Source organism: Bartonella sp. OC16QHHD (genome assembly GCF_042194035.1).
Classification (GTDB): domain Bacteria; phylum Pseudomonadota; class Alphaproteobacteria; order Rhizobiales; family Rhizobiaceae; genus Bartonella.
Genome location: NZ_JBHIMJ010000080.1, coordinates 16,281 through 33,976 on the forward strand (window position 1 = coordinate 16,281; position 17,696 = coordinate 33,976).

The 17,696-nt window shown below is 35.4% G+C and carries 11 protein-coding genes; 10 read left to right on the forward strand and 1 reads right to left on the reverse strand.

Annotated elements, in window-relative coordinates; all coding sequences use genetic code 11:
* Positions 1–3 precede the first annotated feature (3 nt).
* From nuoN to ACFIK1_RS07805, 10 genes are all read left to right on the forward strand, one after another.
* Positions 4–1,458 (forward strand): NADH-quinone oxidoreductase subunit NuoN, encoded by a 1,455-nt coding sequence (nuoN, locus tag ACFIK1_RS07760; RefSeq protein ID WP_375643139.1) that lies wholly within the window; start codon positions 4–6, stop codon positions 1,456–1,458.
* Complete coding sequence (locus ACFIK1_RS07765) at positions 1,458–2,267, forward strand: biotin--[acetyl-CoA-carboxylase] ligase (protein WP_375634054.1); 810 nt, start codon at positions 1,458–1,460, stop codon at positions 2,265–2,267. The genes nuoN and ACFIK1_RS07765 overlap by 1 nt, the downstream gene beginning before the upstream one ends.
* A gap of 45 nt (positions 2,268–2,312) precedes the next feature.
* Positions 2,313–3,989, forward strand: coding sequence for a ribonuclease J (locus tag ACFIK1_RS07770; RefSeq protein WP_375662516.1), 1,677 nt, complete (start codon positions 2,313–2,315; stop codon positions 3,987–3,989).
* 203 nt (positions 3,990–4,192) lie between these two features.
* Positions 4,193–5,518 (forward strand): proline--tRNA ligase, encoded by a 1,326-nt coding sequence (gene proS / locus ACFIK1_RS07775; RefSeq protein WP_375662517.1) that lies wholly within the window; start codon positions 4,193–4,195, stop codon positions 5,516–5,518.
* An 11-nt stretch (positions 5,519–5,529) separates the two neighbouring features.
* Positions 5,530–6,798 carry a lipoprotein-releasing ABC transporter permease subunit gene (locus tag ACFIK1_RS07780; protein WP_375662518.1) on the forward strand — a complete coding sequence of 423 codons (1,269 nt, stop codon included), beginning with the start codon at positions 5,530–5,532 and terminating at the stop codon, positions 6,796–6,798.
* Complete coding sequence (locus ACFIK1_RS07785) at positions 6,798–7,478, forward strand: ABC transporter ATP-binding protein (protein WP_375621231.1); 681 nt, start codon at positions 6,798–6,800, stop codon at positions 7,476–7,478. The genes ACFIK1_RS07780 and ACFIK1_RS07785 overlap by 1 nt, the downstream gene beginning before the upstream one ends.
* A gap of 64 nt (positions 7,479–7,542) precedes the next feature.
* Entirely contained in the window at positions 7,543–7,830 is a 288-nt protein-coding gene (locus ACFIK1_RS07790) for a succinate dehydrogenase assembly factor 2 (protein ID WP_375634061.1), read from the forward strand.
* A gap of 5 nt (positions 7,831–7,835) precedes the next feature.
* Positions 7,836–11,336: a transcription-repair coupling factor gene (gene mfd / locus ACFIK1_RS07795; RefSeq protein WP_375662519.1), complete on the forward strand. Its 3,501-nt coding sequence runs from the start codon at positions 7,836–7,838 to the stop codon at positions 11,334–11,336.
* A gap of 695 nt (positions 11,337–12,031) precedes the next feature.
* Positions 12,032–12,436 (forward strand): hypothetical protein, encoded by a 405-nt coding sequence (locus tag ACFIK1_RS07800; protein ID WP_375662520.1) that lies wholly within the window; start codon positions 12,032–12,034, stop codon positions 12,434–12,436.
* A 1,509-nt stretch (positions 12,437–13,945) separates the two neighbouring features.
* On the forward strand, positions 13,946–14,557 hold the full coding sequence (locus ACFIK1_RS07805) for an invasion associated locus B family protein (RefSeq protein WP_375634064.1): 612 nt from the start codon (positions 13,946–13,948) through the stop codon (positions 14,555–14,557).
* A gap of 88 nt (positions 14,558–14,645) precedes the next feature.
* On the opposite strand, the gene ACFIK1_RS07810 is transcribed toward ACFIK1_RS07805, so the two are convergent.
* Positions 14,646–17,276 (reverse strand): ribonuclease E/G, encoded by a 2,631-nt coding sequence (locus ACFIK1_RS07810; RefSeq protein WP_375662521.1) that lies wholly within the window; start codon positions 17,274–17,276, stop codon positions 14,646–14,648.
* Between the last annotated feature and the right edge of the window lie 420 nt (positions 17,277–17,696).

Genomic DNA, 17,696 nt, shown 5'->3' on the forward strand with positions numbered 1-17,696 from the left:
CACATGCAAACTGAAATAATAGCGCAATTAGTCTTAATTCTTCCAGAGCTTTTAATTGCATTAGGAGCTGTCGTGCTGCTTATGATTGGTGTTTATTCCAATACACGTGCTTCTTTAACAGTGACAGGTTTAGCCATAGCACTTCTTGTGGCAACCATTATTATTCTTATAATTTTTCCGAAAAATGGTTCATTTCAAACCAATGCGCTCGTTATCGATTCCTTTAGTCGTTATATGAAAATTTTAATGCTTATTGGTGCACTCTTTTCTCTTATCATGTCTGTTGGTTTTGCCAATGCACAAAAGTTTAATATATTTGAGTTTCCAGTACTTGTTCTTTTAGCAACCCTTGGAATGATGTTTATGATTTCAGCGGGTAATATGCTGTCGCTTTATATGGGGTTAGAGCTGCAATCTTTAGCTTTATATGTTTTAGCAGCGATTAATCGTAATAATGTAAAATCTTCTGAAGCCGGTATAAAATACTTTGTTTTAGGAGCATTATCTTCAGGGTTGCTTCTTTATGGTATTTCTTTGCTTTATGGTTTTACCGGTCAAATTGGTTTTCACGAAATTGCTCTTGCTTTAAAAGATAAAAATGTACAATTGGGGGTTATTTTTGGAATTGTCTTTATTTTAGCTGGTTTGGCTTTCAAAATTTCTGCTGTTCCGTTTCATATGTGGACACCTGATGTTTATGAAGGAGCGCCCACACCGATTACAGCATTTTTTGCTGGTGCCCCTAAAGTTGCTGCAATGGCTTTAATCATCCGTATTATTGTGGTGACCTTTATTCCCCTAGGGCGTGTTGATAACGTGATGCCTGCATGGCAACAAATTTTGGTGTTCATGGCGATTGCATCAATGATACTGGGTGCTTTTGCTGCAATCGGTCAGAATAATATTAAGCGCTTAATGGCTTATTCGTCGATCAGTCATATGGGTTATGCACTTGTTGGTTTATCTGCTGGAGATATGCTTGGGATAAAAAGCGTTATCCTTTATATGACTATTTATCTTGGAATGACGATTGGTTCATTTGCCTTTATTCTTGGAATGCGCTCTCAGAATGGAAATGTTGAAAATATTTATGATCTTTCAGGGTTAGCAAAGACGAATCCGTTTATGGCTGTTGTGATGACAATACAGCTTTTTTCTTTAGCAAGCATACCTCCTATGGCTGGTTTTTTTGGAAAGTGGTATACATTTTCTGCTGCTGTCCACGCTGGACTTACGCCACTTGCTGTCGTTGGGATGATAGCGTCTGTTGTTGGGGCTTTTTACTATTTGCGAGTCATTAAAATTATGTGGTTTGATGATGCAAAAGCGCATTTTGTTGCTTTATCGAAAGAGCTTCAATTTTGTCTTGGTCTTTCTGTATTCTTTATTTTATTTTACGCGCTTTTTGGAGTTTGGTTCGCTGAGCTAGCAGAAAAAGCAGCAACAGTATTGTTTTAATGAATATGGTTTATACTTTATCAGATTTTGCACAAAAACAGGGATACACTATTGAAGCGTACGATAGTGTTGATTCAACAAATCTCATTGCGCAACGAAAAGCGCTAACTGGTCATCAAGGTAATCTTTGGATTGTTGCACAAGAACAATCACAGGGAAGAGCAAGAAGAGGGAGGACTTGGTCTAGTCCAAAAGGGAACCTTTATTCTAGTCTTTTATTAATTGATGATATTGTTCATCAAACTGCAGCTCAACTTGGTTTTGTTGCTGGAGTAAGTGTGGCAGAGGCAATAAAACAATTGATAAAAGAGGAAAAGCAGACAAACAATATTGTGAGCTTAAAATGGCCAAACGATATTTTGCTCAGAGGAGAAAAAAGCTCTGGAGTTTTGCTTGAGATTTTTAAATTGTCATCACAACAATATGCCTTGGTTATTGGTATTGGAATAAATGTGAAATATAATTATGAAGATGCACCCTATTCCACTTCAAGCTTAAAGAATATCGGTTTGCGTATTGATGCAGAACAATTATTTACGGTTTTGACGGAGTGTTTTTCTAAAAATTACCTTCTTTGGAAACAACCAAAAGGATGTGAAATAATCCGAAAAAAATGGCTTTTATATTCCGCTCATCTTGGGAAACATGTCAAAGTGGTGAATGATGAAAAAGTCATTGAGGGTGTTTTTGATGGTCTTGATAGTGATTTTAACTGCATCATAAAGCAAAAAAATGGTCAGACAGCCATTATAACAGCTGGAGATGTTCATTTTGGTTCGGCTGCTTCTATTAATGCAGGTCGTTATTAAAAAATTATTTTATCATCAGATACCTTAATGATTTGGGAGATGTTTATGGTTGCAGCCAATAGATGTGAATTTGTTTTTTTACCTCTGGGAGGTGTAGGTGAAATAGGGATGAATTTAGCTGCTTACGGATTTGGTCCCCAAAATCTTCGTGAATGGCTGCTGGTTGATATGGGGATTAGTTTTGCTGGTTCTGAATTACCAGGTGTCGATCTTGTTTTGCCTGATATTCGTTTTCTAGAAAGTGAAAAACATAATATACGGGGTCTTGTTTTAACACATGCACATGAAGATCATTATGGGGCCGTTCTTGATTTATGTCCAAAGTTACAAGTGCCGATTTACTGTACGCCTTTTACGGCAGGATTATTGGAAACTAAAAAACAATTAGATTTTGAATCTCAAAAAATTTTACTCAATATTTTTCAAGCTGGTGATTGTTTTCAGGTAGGTTCCTTTGCTGTAGAGGCTATAGCCGTTAACCATTCAATACCAGAATCTGTATCTTTAGCAATTACAACCTCTTTGGGGACTGTGATTCATACTGGTGATTGGAAAATTGATTATACCCCTTCACTCGGGGCTGTAACCGATGAAAAAAGATTTCGTGCTTTAGGCAAAAAAGGTGTTTTAGCATTACTTTGTGATTCCACAAATGCATGTCGGGATGGTATATCTCCTTCAGAACAGCAAGTTCAAGCCAGTCTTTCAGAGATTATTTCTAAAGCTGAAGGGCGTGTTGCGATAGCGACTTTTTCTTCTAATATTGGTCGGATACGTTCTATTGCTCTTGCAGCTGAAGCTGCTGGACGTAAGGTGCTTGTCATTGGGCGTTCCCTTAAGCGAAGTATTATGGTTGCACAAGAGCTTGGTTATATGAATGGTTTAGCACCATTTGTAACGGAAGATGATTATGGCTACATCTCGCGAAAAGATCTTGTTTTAATTGTCACAGGGAGCCAAGGTGAGCCATGTGCTGCTTTAGCTAAACTGTCACGTGATGGAATGAAAAGTATTGCACTTTCCGCTGGTGATACCGTTATTTATTCATCACGAAGTATTCCAGGAAACGAAAAAGCGATTATTGAGGTACAAAATCGTTTCATTGATTTGGGTATTAAAATTATTACGAATGAAGATGCACTTGTTCATGTTTCAGGTCATCCCCGTCGTTCAGAACTTTTACAGATGTATGATTGGATAAAGCCACAAATACTTGTCCCTGTACATGGGGAAGCAATGCATCTTAAGGCTCAGGCAACTTTAGCACGTCAAGCGGGTATTAAAACTGTTATGGATATCAGAAATGGCCATATGTTACGTCTTGCACCAGAGCCTGTAGAAGTTATTGATCAAGTTCCTGTTGGCCGCATCTATAAGGATGGTTGCCTAATTGGAGATGAAGATGAATTAGGGATTCGTGAACGCCGCAAACTAAGTTATGCTGGTCATGTTACTATTTCTCTCCATATAAATAGTAAGCATGAATTATTAGGGGATATAGGTCTAACAACATTCGGGTTACCTGAAAGTAATGGAAAGGGGGAAAGTTTAAAAGATATTCTTTTAGATATCGTAGAAAATACAGTTTATAATATCCCACGCATGAAACAGAAAAATAATGAACTTATTCGAGAGGCAACACGACGTGCAGTAAGAGCGGCTGTTCATGAAATTTGGCAAAAAAAACCTATCTGTACAGTTTTTTTACATCGGTCAAAATAAAAAAACTTTCCTATTACGTTATTTAAAAAGAGAAGAGCATTTTTATTTTATTGCTAAATAAGAAAAATAGAGAATAAAGCACAATAAATTTTTAAATGATAAGATCGTTATATTTGCAAGTATTCAGAATGCGGCTATAGATGAATAGAGGGTGTGATAAATTGTTCCGATATGATAGGTCTGATTAGGAGTTAATTATTTCAATGCGTCTTTCTCAATATTTCCTTCCACTTTTAAAAGAGAATCCTAAAGAAGCAGAAATTGTTTCTCATCGCTTCATGTTGCGCGCTGGAATGATTCGACAACAAACATCAGGGATTTATTCTTGGCTTCCTTTGGGAAAAAAAGTGCTTGATAAAGTTTGTAAAATTATTCGTGAAGAGCAAGAACGTGCGGGTGCAATAGAAATATTGATGCCTACAATTCAGTCTGCTGATCTTTGGCGTGAAAGCGGTCGTTATGATGATTATGGTTTGGAAATGCTCCGCATTAAAGATCGTCAAAAGCGTGATTTACTTTATGGTCCAACCAATGAAGAGATGGTAACAGATATTTTTCGCTCTTATGTTCGTTCTTATAAAGATCTTCCGCTTAATTTATATCATATTCAATGGAAATTTCGTGATGAAATTCGTCCACGTTTTGGTGTGATGCGAGCACGAGAATTTTTAATGAAAGATGCTTATTCTTTTGATCTTGATTATGAAGGCTCTGAAACATCTTATAATCGTATGTTTGTTGCTTATTTACGCACTTTTTCTCGCATTGGCTTAAAAGCAATTCCTATGCGTGCAGATACAGGTCCAATAGGGGGGGAACTCAGTCATGAATTTATCATTTTGGCTGAAACAGGAGAGAGTGCTATCTTCTGTGATAAACAATTTCTTGAACTTACCGTTCCAGATAGTTCAATCGATTTTAGTGATAAAGCTGTTTTAGATGATATTGTTAAGCAATGGACATCTTTTTATGCAGCAACGGAAGAAATGCATAACGAAGAGGAGTGGGCTAAAGTTTCTGATCATAATCGTCTTTCAGCGCGTGGTATTGAAGTAGGGCATATTTTCCACTTTGGTACTAAATATTCCGCTCCAATGGGAGCAAAAGTTATGGGACAAGATGGAAAAGAGCATGTGGTCTCTATGGGATCTTATGGTATTGGGCCTTCGCGTCTTGTTGCGGCCGCTATTGAGGCTTCTCATGATGAAAATGGTATTATTTGGCCAAAGTCGATGGCACCGTTTGATTTTGGGATTATCAATATGAAGCCCGATGATGAAAAATGCACACAGGCATGTGAGTTTCTCTATCAGGGATTAAAGAAGGTTGGTTTTGATCCGTTATTAGATGATAGAAATGAACGCCCTGGATCAAAATTTGCAACAATGGATTTGATTGGTTTGCCAACGCAAATCATTGTTGGTCCTAACAGCATTGCACAAAATGAAGTTGAAATTAAAGATCGAAAAACAGGAATAAAAAAATCTCTAAAGGTTGAAGATGTGCTCAGCCAACTTTCTATAATTTAATAGGAAATATTATGAAGAGGCTGAAAAACAAATGCTTTTTATCTTATGAGTGGATGATCGCTTTTCGTTATATGATTCCCAATAAAAAACATGTCGTTGCATCTGTTATTTCAATTATTTCTCTTATTGGGATTATGTTGGGCGTATTTGCTCTGGTTGTTGTTATGGCGGTGATGAATGGCTTTCGTACAGAACTTCTCAATCGTATTCTTGGTATGAATGGGCATCTTATTATTCAAACAGTTGATTCTGGTTTTTCTGATTATAAGACTCTTATTTCTTCTTTAGAAACTACAAATGGTGTGAAGTTTGCTTTACCTGTTATTGAAGGTCAAGCGCTTGTTCAAGGTGAAGTTCAAGGTGGCTCTGGCGCGTTAGTTCGTGGTATGCGCAAACAAGATCTAGAAAAGCTTAAAACAGTCTCTCAAAACATTAAATTAGGATCGATTTCTCGGTTTGATCAAGAAGAAGGTGTTGCAATTGGAAGTGGCTTAGCAGAAAAATTAGGACTGACAGTTGGAAGAGATATTCGTATTATTACTCCAGATGGTGATGAGACTCCTTTTGGCGTTACCCCACGTGTGAAAGCTTATAAAGTCGTTGCTATTTTTGAAGTTGGTATGTCTGAATATGATTCAATATTTATCTTTATGCCTCTCCATGAAGCACAAATGTTTTTTAATTTGGGAGATAAGGTTCAGTCTTTAGAATTATTTCTAAATGATCCTGATGCTGTTGATCAAATAAAACCTGTTGTAGAAAAAGCAGTTGATCAACAGGTCTATTTAATTGATTGGCGTACACGCAATCAGGCTTTTTTTTCAGCCTTACAGATTGAACGAAATGTTATGTTTTTCATTCTTTCTCTGATCGTTCTTGTTGCTGCTTTAAATATTATTTCAGGGCTGATTATGCTTGTAAAAGATAAAAGTCATGATATTGCAATTTTACGCACGATGGGGGCTCAACAGAGTGCAATTTTGCGTATATTTATCATTACAGGAATGATGATTGGTTTTATTGGAACTATATTGGGGTTAGTTTTAGGTGTTATCGCGACCACGAATATTAATCATATCCAAGATTTTATATCTTGGTTATTTAATGTCGACGTTTTTAATCCTCAACTTTATTTTTTAACAAAATTGCCTGCACAAATTGAGTGGAAACAGACCGTCTTGGTTGCTATGATGGCTTTATTCTTGTCGTTTCTTGCTGCTCTCATTCCGGCATGGCGTGCTGCTAAGCTAGATCCCGTACAAGCTTTGAGGTATGAATAATGACAGCTATTTTAGAGCTTGTAGAGATTGAAAGACACTTTTTCGAGAGTCATAAGCCTCTCATTGTTTTAGATAAAGCCAATTTTATTCTTAATCGTGGAGAGCTTGTCGCACTTGTTGCACCATCTGGTGCTGGAAAATCAACACTTCTTCATATTGCTGGATTATTAGAAAAACCAACAGCTGGTGATGTGATGTTACGGGGTGTTTCTTGTGCAAAGCGCTCTGATAGTGAGCGAACAGCTATAAGACGAAATGATATTGGTTTTGTTTATCAATTTCATCATTTACTTCCAGAGTTTACGGCGTTAGAAAATGTCATGATACCGCAAATGATAGCAGGATTAAAAAAATCCATAGCAGAAGATCGTGCGCGCAAATTATTAACGTATCTGCGTATTTCTCATCGTGCGAACCATCGTCCCTCAGAGTTATCGGGAGGAGAACAACAACGTGTTGCTATTGCACGTGCAGTAGCAAATGGCCCTTCGGTTCTTTTGGCTGATGAACCTACAGGAAATCTTGATCCAGTAACTTCAGCTTATGTCTTTCAAGCTTTATCTATCCTTGTTCGTCAGTCTGGTCTTTCTGCTCTTATTGCAACACATAATTACGCTTTGGCTAAGCAAATGCATCGTCGAATTACACTTAAAGAACAAAAGATTATAGAACTTCCTTAAAGCAAGGTACAAATTTTTACGACTAATTGAATAGTTTATATTATTTTATTCAAGGAGATTGTTTATGACAGTTTTTGTCGTTGACAAAAATCAATTAGATGCTCGTCGTCGTCGATTGATTTTTCGTGCATGGCATCGCGGTATTCGTGAAATGGATCTCATTTTTGGACATTATGTCGATGCTCATATCACTGAGATGAATGATAGAACGCTCTCTGAGCTTGAGTATATTATGTCTTTTGATGATCGTGATTTACTCACATGGATTACTGGAGAAATTTTGCCCCCCTCTGAAGTTGATAGTCCACTTTTCCGTGATATTGCCAATTATCGTACTTGCTTAAGTTATTAATCCCGATGCCTATATTTAAAAAAATTGTTATTCCCAAAAATAATTCTGTTCGTATGATTTTAGATGGCGTTACTGATGGATTTGAAGCCTTTGCGCTTGCTAAATTAAGTTCAGAAATTGCACAAGGTAAACCGCTCATCTATGTTGTCCGTGACGGAACAAAAATTGCGCATTTACAACAAGTTTTAAATTTTATTGAACCCAATTTACCCGTACTTCAATTTCCTGCATGGGATTGTTTGCCTTATGATCGCGTATCACCAGGAATTGCTGTTATGGCACGTCGACTATCAACATTGGCACACATAGCAAATTTACGGAAAGATCCACATCCTGCAATTATATTAACTACAGCAAATGCAATTATGCAAAAGTTGCCTCCTCGTGAAATGATAGAAGCTCAGCTTATTCACGCACGTGTTGGCCAGCGCAATAACATGGGAAATCTTATTCAATTTCTAGAAACCAATGGTTTTGAACGTGTTACGGTTGTCCGTGATGTTGGTGAGTTTGCTGTAAGAGGAGGAATACTTGATATCTTTTCTCCGATGGATGTTGAACCTTTACGTCTTGATTTTTTTGGAGATACCCTAGAAAGTATCCGCGTATTTGATCCAGAAAGTCAAAGGACAACAGGCCAAAAAACTGAACTTTTATTACAGGCAATGAGTGAGGTTGTTCTTACACCAGAACGCATCAGCCGTTTTAAAAGCAATTATACCCGTACATTTGGTGTATCACAAAAAAATAACATGCTTTATGAAGCAATTTCTCAAGGTCGGCGTTTTGTTGGTATGGAACATTGGCTTCCATTTTTTTATGAAAACCTTGATAGCTTTTTTGACCATTGTGGCAACTTACCGATAGTTTTTGAGCATCTCATAGAAGAAGTCTTCATTGAGCGCTATCATCTTATTGAAGACTATTATAATGCGCGCAAAGAGCGCGAAAATGATAAAGAAAATTCTACTTCTTATCATCCAATAGACCCTAGTCTTCTCTATTTAACGCCAGAGCGTGTTTTAGAATGTGTGCAACAATCTTCACAGCGTATTGATTTTTCGCCTTTTAATATTCCACAAAGTTTGGAACAAACTGTTATTCACGCACATGTTAAACAGGGATATGATTTTGTAAAAGAGCGTAATGCGCAGGAAAAAAACGTTTTTTCAAGTGTTATTGATCACATCGCATCTTTACGCGCTGCGGGCAAAAAAGTACTTTTAGCGTGTTGGAGTGAAGGATCTCTGAATCGTTTAGTACAAGTTCTCGACGAGCATGGATTGAAAAAAATAGATGTTGCAAAATCTTTGCAAACTGTCAAAGCAACACCTCGAGATCGCATATTAGCAGCTGTTATCATGATAGAACATGGTTTTGTGGCTGAAGATTTGGCTATTATAGCAGAGCAAGATATCCTTGGCGATCGTTTTATAAGATCGCCAAAGCGGCGTAAGAATAATACAAATTTTATTTCTGAAGTTTCTGCTTTAAATTCTGGTGATATTGTTGTGCATATCGACCACGGTATTGGCCAATTTGTTGGTCTTAAAACCATCACAACCACTGGAATTTTACGAGATTGCCTTGAAATTAAATATGCTGGAGGTGATCTCCTCTTTTTACCTGTTGAAAATATTGAGCTTCTCTCACGTTATGGCTCAGAAGGAACAGAGGTAACTTTAGATAAATTAGGAGGTGTTGCTTGGCAAGCACGTAAAGCTCGGCTTAAAAAACATTTATTGGAAATGGCAGGGCAATTAATCCGTATAGCTGCAGAGCGTATGACTCGTGCTGCGCCTGCTTTACTTCCACCAGTTGGACCATTTGATGAGTTTGTTGCTTGCTTTCCCTATGAAGAAACGGAAGATCAAATGAATGCAATTGATGCTATTTTGGATGATCTAGCCTCAGGCAAGCCGATGGATCGCTTGATATGCGGTGATGTTGGTTTTGGAAAAACTGAAGTAGCCATTCGAAGTGCTTTTGTTGCAGCATTAAATGGATATCAGGTTGCGGTTGTTGTACCAACAACTTTGCTTTCACGTCAACATTACAAAACATTTATTGCGCGTTTTCAAGGATTACCAGTTAAAATTGGACATGCTTCGAGGCTTGTAAAAGCGAAAGAACTTGCACGAGTAAAAAAAGGTGTTTCAGATGGTACAATCGATATTGTCATTGGAACCCATGCATTATTAAGTGGTGCAGTTAATTTTTTACGGTTAGGCCTTCTTATCATTGATGAGGAACAGCATTTTGGTGTCAAACACAAAGAGCGTTTAAAAGAGCTTAAAAGTGATATTCATGTTCTCACACTTTCAGCAACTCCCATACCACGCACTTTAGGGTTAGCCTTATCGGGTGTACGTGAACTTTCATTGATAACAACACCCCCCATTGATAGAATGGCGGTTCGTACTTTTATTTCACCCTTTGATGCACTTGTTATACGAGAGACTCTGCTTCGAGAATATTATCGTGGTGGACAAAGTTTCTATGTTTGTCCTCGTATTTCTGATCTGGCTTTTGTAGAAGAATATCTCAAAACACATGTGCCAGAACTGAAATTCGTTGTGGCTCATGGACAAATGCCGGCTGGACAACTTGATGATATCATGAATGCATTTTATGATGGGCAATATGATGTGCTGCTCTCAACAACCATTATTGAATCGGGGCTTGATATTCCAACAGCCAATACCCTAATTGTGCATCGTGCTGAGATGTTTGGCCTTTCTGCTCTTTATCAGTTACGTGGTAGGGTAGGACGTTCAAAACAACGTGCGTATGCTCTCTTTACATTTCCTGCTGGTAAAGTTTTAACAGCTGCTGCCGATCGCCGTCTTAAGGTTTTACAATCTCTTGACACCTTAGGGGCCGGTTTTCAATTGGCAAGCCATGACATGGATATCCGCGGTTCAGGCAATTTTTTAGGTGAAGAGCAATCGGGGCATATCAAAGAAGTTGGATTTGAACTCTATCAAAAAATGCTTGAAGAAGCTGTTGCTGAATTAAAAGATGGAGAGCTAAATGAAGATAAGCAATGGTCCCCTCAAATTTCACTTGGTACAACAGTGATGATACCAGAAAGTTTCGTGCCTGACTTATCATTACGTATGGGACTTTATCATCGTTTAACAGAACTTGATGATTTAGAACAAATTGATGAATTTGCAGCGGAGTTAATTGATCGCTTTGGTCCTTTACCCCTTGAGGTTCAACACCTTCTTAAAGTCTTTTATATCAAAATATTGTGTCGAAAAGCGCATGTAGAGAAATTAGATACAGGACCAAAGGGGATTGTTATACAGTTTCGTAATAACTATTTCGCAAATAGCATTGCTCTTGTTCAGTGGGTGGGGAAACAAGGTTCAATGGCAAAAATTCGACCAGATCAAAGTATTGCTCTTATTCGTGATTGGTCCACAGCGGATGAAAGGCTTGTTGGAGCAGCGAATATTATGACACAGCTTGTCGAAATGGCAGAACAACATTCTGTTTAAAAAATTTCTTTATTGTTTCAGAACTGTTACTCATTTTTATAAACATTCTATAAAAACAAACAGTTATTGATTTTGTATAAGAATAAAATTTAAGTTTATAATAAAGAAGCATTTATATATTTATTTGGTTTTTTTATATACGTATTGATATTAATGAAGAAAATAGATTAGACGGTTTAACTGCAATAAATAGTACTTTCATATAATAAGCTAATAAGCTCCTGTAAATTTTTTAGAAAGAAAAAATTTAGGTAAAGATAACATGCTTTCTTCATTACAAAAGTTGCTAACGATAGTTTTTTTATTACTCACTTTAATACATGGCGAAAAACACGCTTATGCTGAGTTATCTTCTGATGAACAATACCAACATTTAAAAAACAAAAGAAAGAATATTAAAGAGAGCATACAATTTATTGAAGAAAGTATGTCTCATTTAGATATTTGGAAAAAAATATTTCTAAAGCAGAATACTATAAGCGTTTGCAGAAACAGAATAAGTTATACAAAAAACTGAAAACTCTGAAGGATGAATATTATAATCTTGGTTCGAAATTACAGGATCTAGCTGAAAAAAAACAAAAAATTATCTCTAGAATACATATAGCGAGAGAGTACGAAGTAGGGGAGTATGAAGAAAAGTTGATTAAAACAAAAGACTATTTAAAAAAACTCAAATGTTTAATGAATGGGGAATGAATGAGAAAAGTGGAGGTGATGATGAGATAATGAAAAATTATCTCATGTTTATTATTGCTTGCAACACGTTAGCGGATATATTGCAGAGTGATATAGGTGCTATTTTGCGCAAAGGTTTTGATTGGAAAGATAAAGATTTTAGTTGGGCTAAAGGCGCAAATAATTCAATAAGTCCTAGTTTAGTCAGGGATATTAAAGAATTACTAACAGATGGCTCTTATAGTTATGAAAAACAAATATTTGACGATATAAAAAATAGTCTTACAGGAGATAATTGGTTTGTTAAAAATGCACCTGAGCTTTGTAGAACCATTAAAGAAGTACATAATATAATGCTGCCAAACAAGAAAAAGAATATTATAGATCGTATGCGTTCTCATGTTGAAGAATTATTCAATTAAAAAATTAATTATACAAATACAGAGAAATTAAGATAATATACTAAATAATAGTTTAAATATGTTAGTAAAATATATTTTAATTTTTTGTTTTTATCATTATTTATAATAAAGTAATTTATACACATAAGATATTATCTATTATTCTTATCATATAAGCTTTAATATATATATTAAATAATAAACTCATATATCTTTTTTATGTTTTCTTTTTATGCATGATTTTTTGTGCTTGTAGTTTTTTATTTTTATCTGTTTAATTATTTTAATGACGATACATTTCATATCTTAAATCTTGTTTTATTAATACGATAAGAGAGATGTTTTATAGCTCTAAGTTGTGTTATATAGGAAAATAAAATGATATTTTGAATTCATTTTTTCTTAAAACTTAAATCATTAACGATTTATATCTTTGATGTTGTAAAAGATGAAAAGAATTTATCATTTTAGTAAATTATTTTATTTGAGAAATAACTTAAAATAAATTGATAAAAGCTATATTTTTTATTCATGTTATAAAGCTGAGAGATGATATTTGTACAGAAGTGCAATAATAGATGTATAATATATGAGCATAAATTTATTATGGCTTTAGGCACGTGAGATGATTCATAGGGGGAATCCCTTTGTTCAGTAGTTTTATCTATAAAACTAACTCTGCTTGTGATGTACAAGTGGAATAAATTTTATTGATTCAATATAAGAGAGGTTTGCGCTATTAGGATCTTTCATACAATATAGAAATAGAAAAAAGATAAATTATTATTATAAATTAATATGTTATTATATTTTAAGAAAGTTTATTATAAATAAAATATTTTCAGCAGTTATAGATTTTCTCTCTAAGAAAATGTGTTGTTTAATTAAGAAAAAAGCGCTTCTTTAGTAGCGTATTTTTAAACTAAACTGTTTAGTTAAACGCTATAGAATATAAAATTTTTATTACAAAAGCGTATCACCATTGTTTTGTAAACAAGGGCAGAAATTTTAGACAATCAGTGGTTTTAATTCATCAAATGTTTCAATAATACCGTAGATGATTTTGTTTTTGTGTATCACACGAGGCACATAAGGAAAACTGTAAAACTTATCTGATATTTTGGAGCTTAATGCATTGCAACACCTGTTGCTAATGTTCTATAAGCTTAACATGAAGAGTAATAAATGTAAAAATTTTAATTAGTAAGTTTTTTAGAGTAGTATCAGAGTTTATTTTAATTAGCATTGCAATATTGATTCGTTTGTGTAATCTTAGTTTAAATGCACAGAGGTGTTTTATGGATAGATTGCATCAAATACCAATGTGATGAAGAGGGGAAATGATATGAGTGTATAAAAATTAGAATGGCTCGTCGTATTTTTTCTCTAAATTTGACTTTTTTTTTTTATATTGAAGTAAAAATAGTAAAATTAATTGTTATTTCATTATAATTTAATAAATTAAGTTGGAATTATATTTAATATTTTTTTGAAGTTACTTAAGAGCGCGTTGAAAGGATTAACTTAATCATGTCGCATAAAAATGTTTATTCTGCTGTTTCAGTATTAGTTGGAGCCGCTGCCCTTTTTCTTATAGCTGGTATTTCTGCAAATGCGCAAACTTTATCACAAGGTTGGTACAAAGTTTGCAGTAAGCAGCATGATGTTGATATTTGTAATACAATGAATACTGTATTATCGAATACGGGACAACCTTTAACGGCTTTTAATCTTGTTGAAATAAAAGGGAAGCAAAATGAGAAACGTATAGGTATTCAAGTACCTACAGGTCGTTTTTTGCCAGAAGGTGTTCACATTAAAATTGGTGACGAGTTCTCTAAAAAAATTCCTTATATTATTTGTAATGGACCAAGTTGTATTGCTAATGATGTCTTAGATGATAAGCTTATAGCAGCTATGAAAAGTGGTACAAAAATGGTTGTAACCACAGTTAATTTCCGTGGTTCAGCTAATCCTATTGAGTTTTCTCTTAATGGGTTTACAGCAGCCTATACCGGTCCTGGTATGGAGGAAAAAGATTTTCAACAAGAACAAATAAAGCTGCAGCAAGCCATTCAATCAAAGCAAAAAGAAATTGAAGAGCGTATGCGGGATGAGCAAGAAAAAGCAAAACAAAAGTAATAAACCCACACCATAGAAGTTGGTCAAAACGTCTTCTATAATTGTTTATTTGAACCGCCACAATTTTCTGTGGCGGTTTTTTTAATCCTTAATTTTTCGAAAGAATTCTGCGTTTCCACCAACCAATACGTTCAGTTTTGGAAGAATCATTAGGCGTTGATGAAATAACAACGGGTTGATTAATTGTTTCTTCAATTTGGGAAGGAGAGGTTTCGATAACTTTCTCCATCTCGATTACAGTTTCTTGCTCTAATATTTTTTGTATTTGCGTTGTCTCTTTAGAAGATGATTTTTTACGTGTTCCACGTGTTGATTTTTTACTCTTTTCAAGAGCTTTATCTTCTACCTCATGAATAGCTTTGTCTGCTTTTTTTGTTTTAGTTTTACGCACCGAACTGGTTGTAGGTTTTTCTTCAAGAGATTTTTGTTCTGCAATATTTTGATCATTCTCTAAAGAAAGTTGATTTTCTACTACTTTTGAAGAACGTGTTTTACGTTTTTTAGGTTTAATACTTGTATCATTTTTTTCAGATTCACTCTGTTGTTGTATATCTAGAGCTTGTGTATTATTCTTTGTTTCTTCAAGTTCAAAAGATTTAGCAGGTGAAACACGACGTTTGCGATGCGCTGCTTTAATTTCTGCTAAAGCTTGCTTAGCAAAATCTCCCACCGGTTCTGCATAAGGAACGCGAATCTGATGAAAACTATTATCTTGATTGCGTCGACCACCACGACGTCCTCGACGACGTCCTCGACGATAAGAATCATCATTCAAGGTATCTTCTTTTTTATGAACGTTGGAGAGAGAATGATCAGTAATTTCACCGTGACGATTTTTGCGCCGACGCTTTTGGTTTGTTTCAATGGGAGAAGGATTTTCAATAGATTCACTTTTTATGAAAACAGAATCTTCAATTTCTTGCTTATTGTCATCTTCCAATGAAGATTGAAAAATTCTCTCTGCTATTGAGCCTTTAGAAATAACAAGATGTTGTGTTCCAATACTATCATCTGCTTCAATACTAATATTAAGTTTAAAGCGAGCTTCTAAATTAACAAGAATATTGCGTTTATGATTTAATACATAAAGCGCTGTTGCTACGGGGGTGCGCACGATAATATTATGTTGCGAATTATGAAGAAGATATTCTTCAATTGAGCGCATGACATGTAACGCAATTGATGATTCAGAACGTATATTTCCTGTTCCTGCGCAATGTGGGCAGGGCTGTGTCGTACTTTCTAAAACCGATATGCGAATACGTTGACGACTCATTTCTAAAAGGCCGAAGTGTGAAATATGACCTACTTGAATACGAGCACGATCATTTTTTAAACAATCTTTTAATTTTTTTTCGACCAGCTTCACATTGCGTTCTTCAAGCATATCAATAAAATCAATCACAATTAAACCAGCAAGGTCACGCAAGCGTAATTGACGCGCTACTTCTTCAGCAGCTTCAAGGTTAGTTTGTAAGGCTGTCTTTTCGACAGAGAATTCTTTCGTAGAGCGGCCAGAATTTACGTCAATAGCAACAAGTGCTTCTGTTTGATTAATAACAAGATAACCACCAGATTTTAAAGAAACCTGTGGTTGCAACATTTTATCAAGTTGAATTTCAATATTATTTCTTGCGAAAATGGGCGTAGGATCACGGTAAGGTTGCACAACTTTTGCATGACTTGGCATGAGCATACGCATAAAGTCTTTCGCTTCACGATATCCTTGGTCTCCAGAGACAAGAATTTCACTAATGTTCTTATTGTAAAGATCTCGTATAGAACGCTTGATGAGATTGCTTTCTTCATGGACAAGGCATGGCGCCGTTGACTCGAGTGTCAAAGTGCGAATAGTATCCCATAACCGCATAAGATATTCATAATCACGTTTAATTTCAGCTTTTGTTCTATTGGCACCAGCGGTTCGTAAGATAACGCCCATACCTTTTGGAACGGCTAATTCTTTTACGATTTCTTTAAGACGCTTACGGTCTTGTACGTTCGTAATTTTTCGTGAAATACCACCACCACGTGCTGTGTTGGGCATTAGAACAGAGTAACGACCAGCTAGAGATAGATATGTTGTAAGGGCAGCACCTTTATTACCACGCTCTTCTTTGATAACTTGTACCAACAAAATTTGACGTCGTTTAATGACTTCTTGAATTTTATACTGGCGCCCTTGTTTTCTTTGATAAATCGGGAGCTCTTCACGGATGTCCTCAGCACCGACCATTTCAATCTCATCATAAGAGATATTGGCATTTAATGCTTCTTCTGTATTATCAATTATTATCGCTTCAGATGTGATATCATTTTCAATATCGGCTGCTATAACATTGTTTTTTTCACTTTTTTTTGTTCTTCTGGAGCGTTTTTTATTTTTAGTTGCTTCTTCCGTAAAGGTATCTACAGAATTTTCTCCTACAGCTTCTTTTTCTTCTTCTTCAAGAAGAGCAAGGCGATCAGCAATAGGAATTTGATAATAATCAGGATGAATTTCAGAAAATGTTAAAAAACCATGTCGGTTTCCACCATATTCAACAAAAGCCGCTTGGAGAGACGGTTCTACACGCGTAATACGTGCGAGATAAATATTCCCCTTGAGCTGTTTTCTATGTTCTGATTCAAAATCAAGTTCTTCAATTTTGTTGCCGTGAACAACAACAACACGTGTTTCCTCCGGATGGGAGGCATCTATAAGCATTTTGTTTGACATAAGTTAATATCCTGAAGGCGACATGCACAATTTTATTCAAACGAATGCTATAACTATTCGTAAATATAAAAGGCTGTCTGCCATAAAAGGGAGGTACCAGAAAAACAGGACGGAACACCACGTGCAAAGGCATGACTGCATTTACACCATTTCTCATCATTATTTCCATCTGTTTTTTATGACTCATATTTCTTAAAAGTCTCCGGTAAAATAATCTTTAAAACAGTTCGGATATCCGAACCAACGAATCTTAAGTAATGCAATCCTAATGTTACAACATAGAAATTTTTCATCCATAAAAAAGTCTCAACGCATAATAGACAAAAAACTTCTAAAGACAACTTAATATGAGTTACAGATAATTTAGATGACTATTATCAGCTAGGAAGCATAAATATTCTTTTATGTTGATATCATGCG

What these genes read in the sequence shown, in the direction of transcription:
- ACFIK1_RS07780 (WP_375662518.1), top strand. Translation starts at nt 5,530, where the DNA reads ATGAAGAGGCTGAAAAACAAATGCTTTTTATCTTATGAGTGGATGATC.
- ACFIK1_RS07770 (WP_375662516.1), top strand. Translation starts at nt 2,313, where the DNA reads ATGGTTGCAGCCAATAGATGTGAATTTGTTTTTTTACCTCTGGGAGGT.
- ACFIK1_RS07765 (WP_375634054.1), top strand. Translation starts at nt 1,458, where the DNA reads ATGAATATGGTTTATACTTTATCAGATTTTGCACAAAAACAGGGATAC.
- nuoN (WP_375643139.1), top strand. Translation starts at nt 4, where the DNA reads ATGCAAACTGAAATAATAGCGCAATTAGTCTTAATTCTTCCAGAGCTT.
- mfd (WP_375662519.1), top strand. Translation starts at nt 7,836, where the DNA reads ATGCCTATATTTAAAAAAATTGTTATTCCCAAAAATAATTCTGTTCGT.
- ACFIK1_RS07785 (WP_375621231.1), top strand. Translation starts at nt 6,798, where the DNA reads ATGACAGCTATTTTAGAGCTTGTAGAGATTGAAAGACACTTTTTCGAG.
- ACFIK1_RS07800 (WP_375662520.1), top strand. Translation starts at nt 12,032, where the DNA reads ATGAATGAGAAAAGTGGAGGTGATGATGAGATAATGAAAAATTATCTC.
- ACFIK1_RS07810 (WP_375662521.1), bottom strand. Translation starts at nt 17,276, where the DNA reads ATGTCAAACAAAATGCTTATAGATGCCTCCCATCCGGAGGAAACACGT.
- ACFIK1_RS07805 (WP_375634064.1), top strand. Translation starts at nt 13,946, where the DNA reads ATGTCGCATAAAAATGTTTATTCTGCTGTTTCAGTATTAGTTGGAGCC.
- ACFIK1_RS07790 (WP_375634061.1), top strand. Translation starts at nt 7,543, where the DNA reads ATGACAGTTTTTGTCGTTGACAAAAATCAATTAGATGCTCGTCGTCGT.
- proS (WP_375662517.1), top strand. Translation starts at nt 4,193, where the DNA reads ATGCGTCTTTCTCAATATTTCCTTCCACTTTTAAAAGAGAATCCTAAA.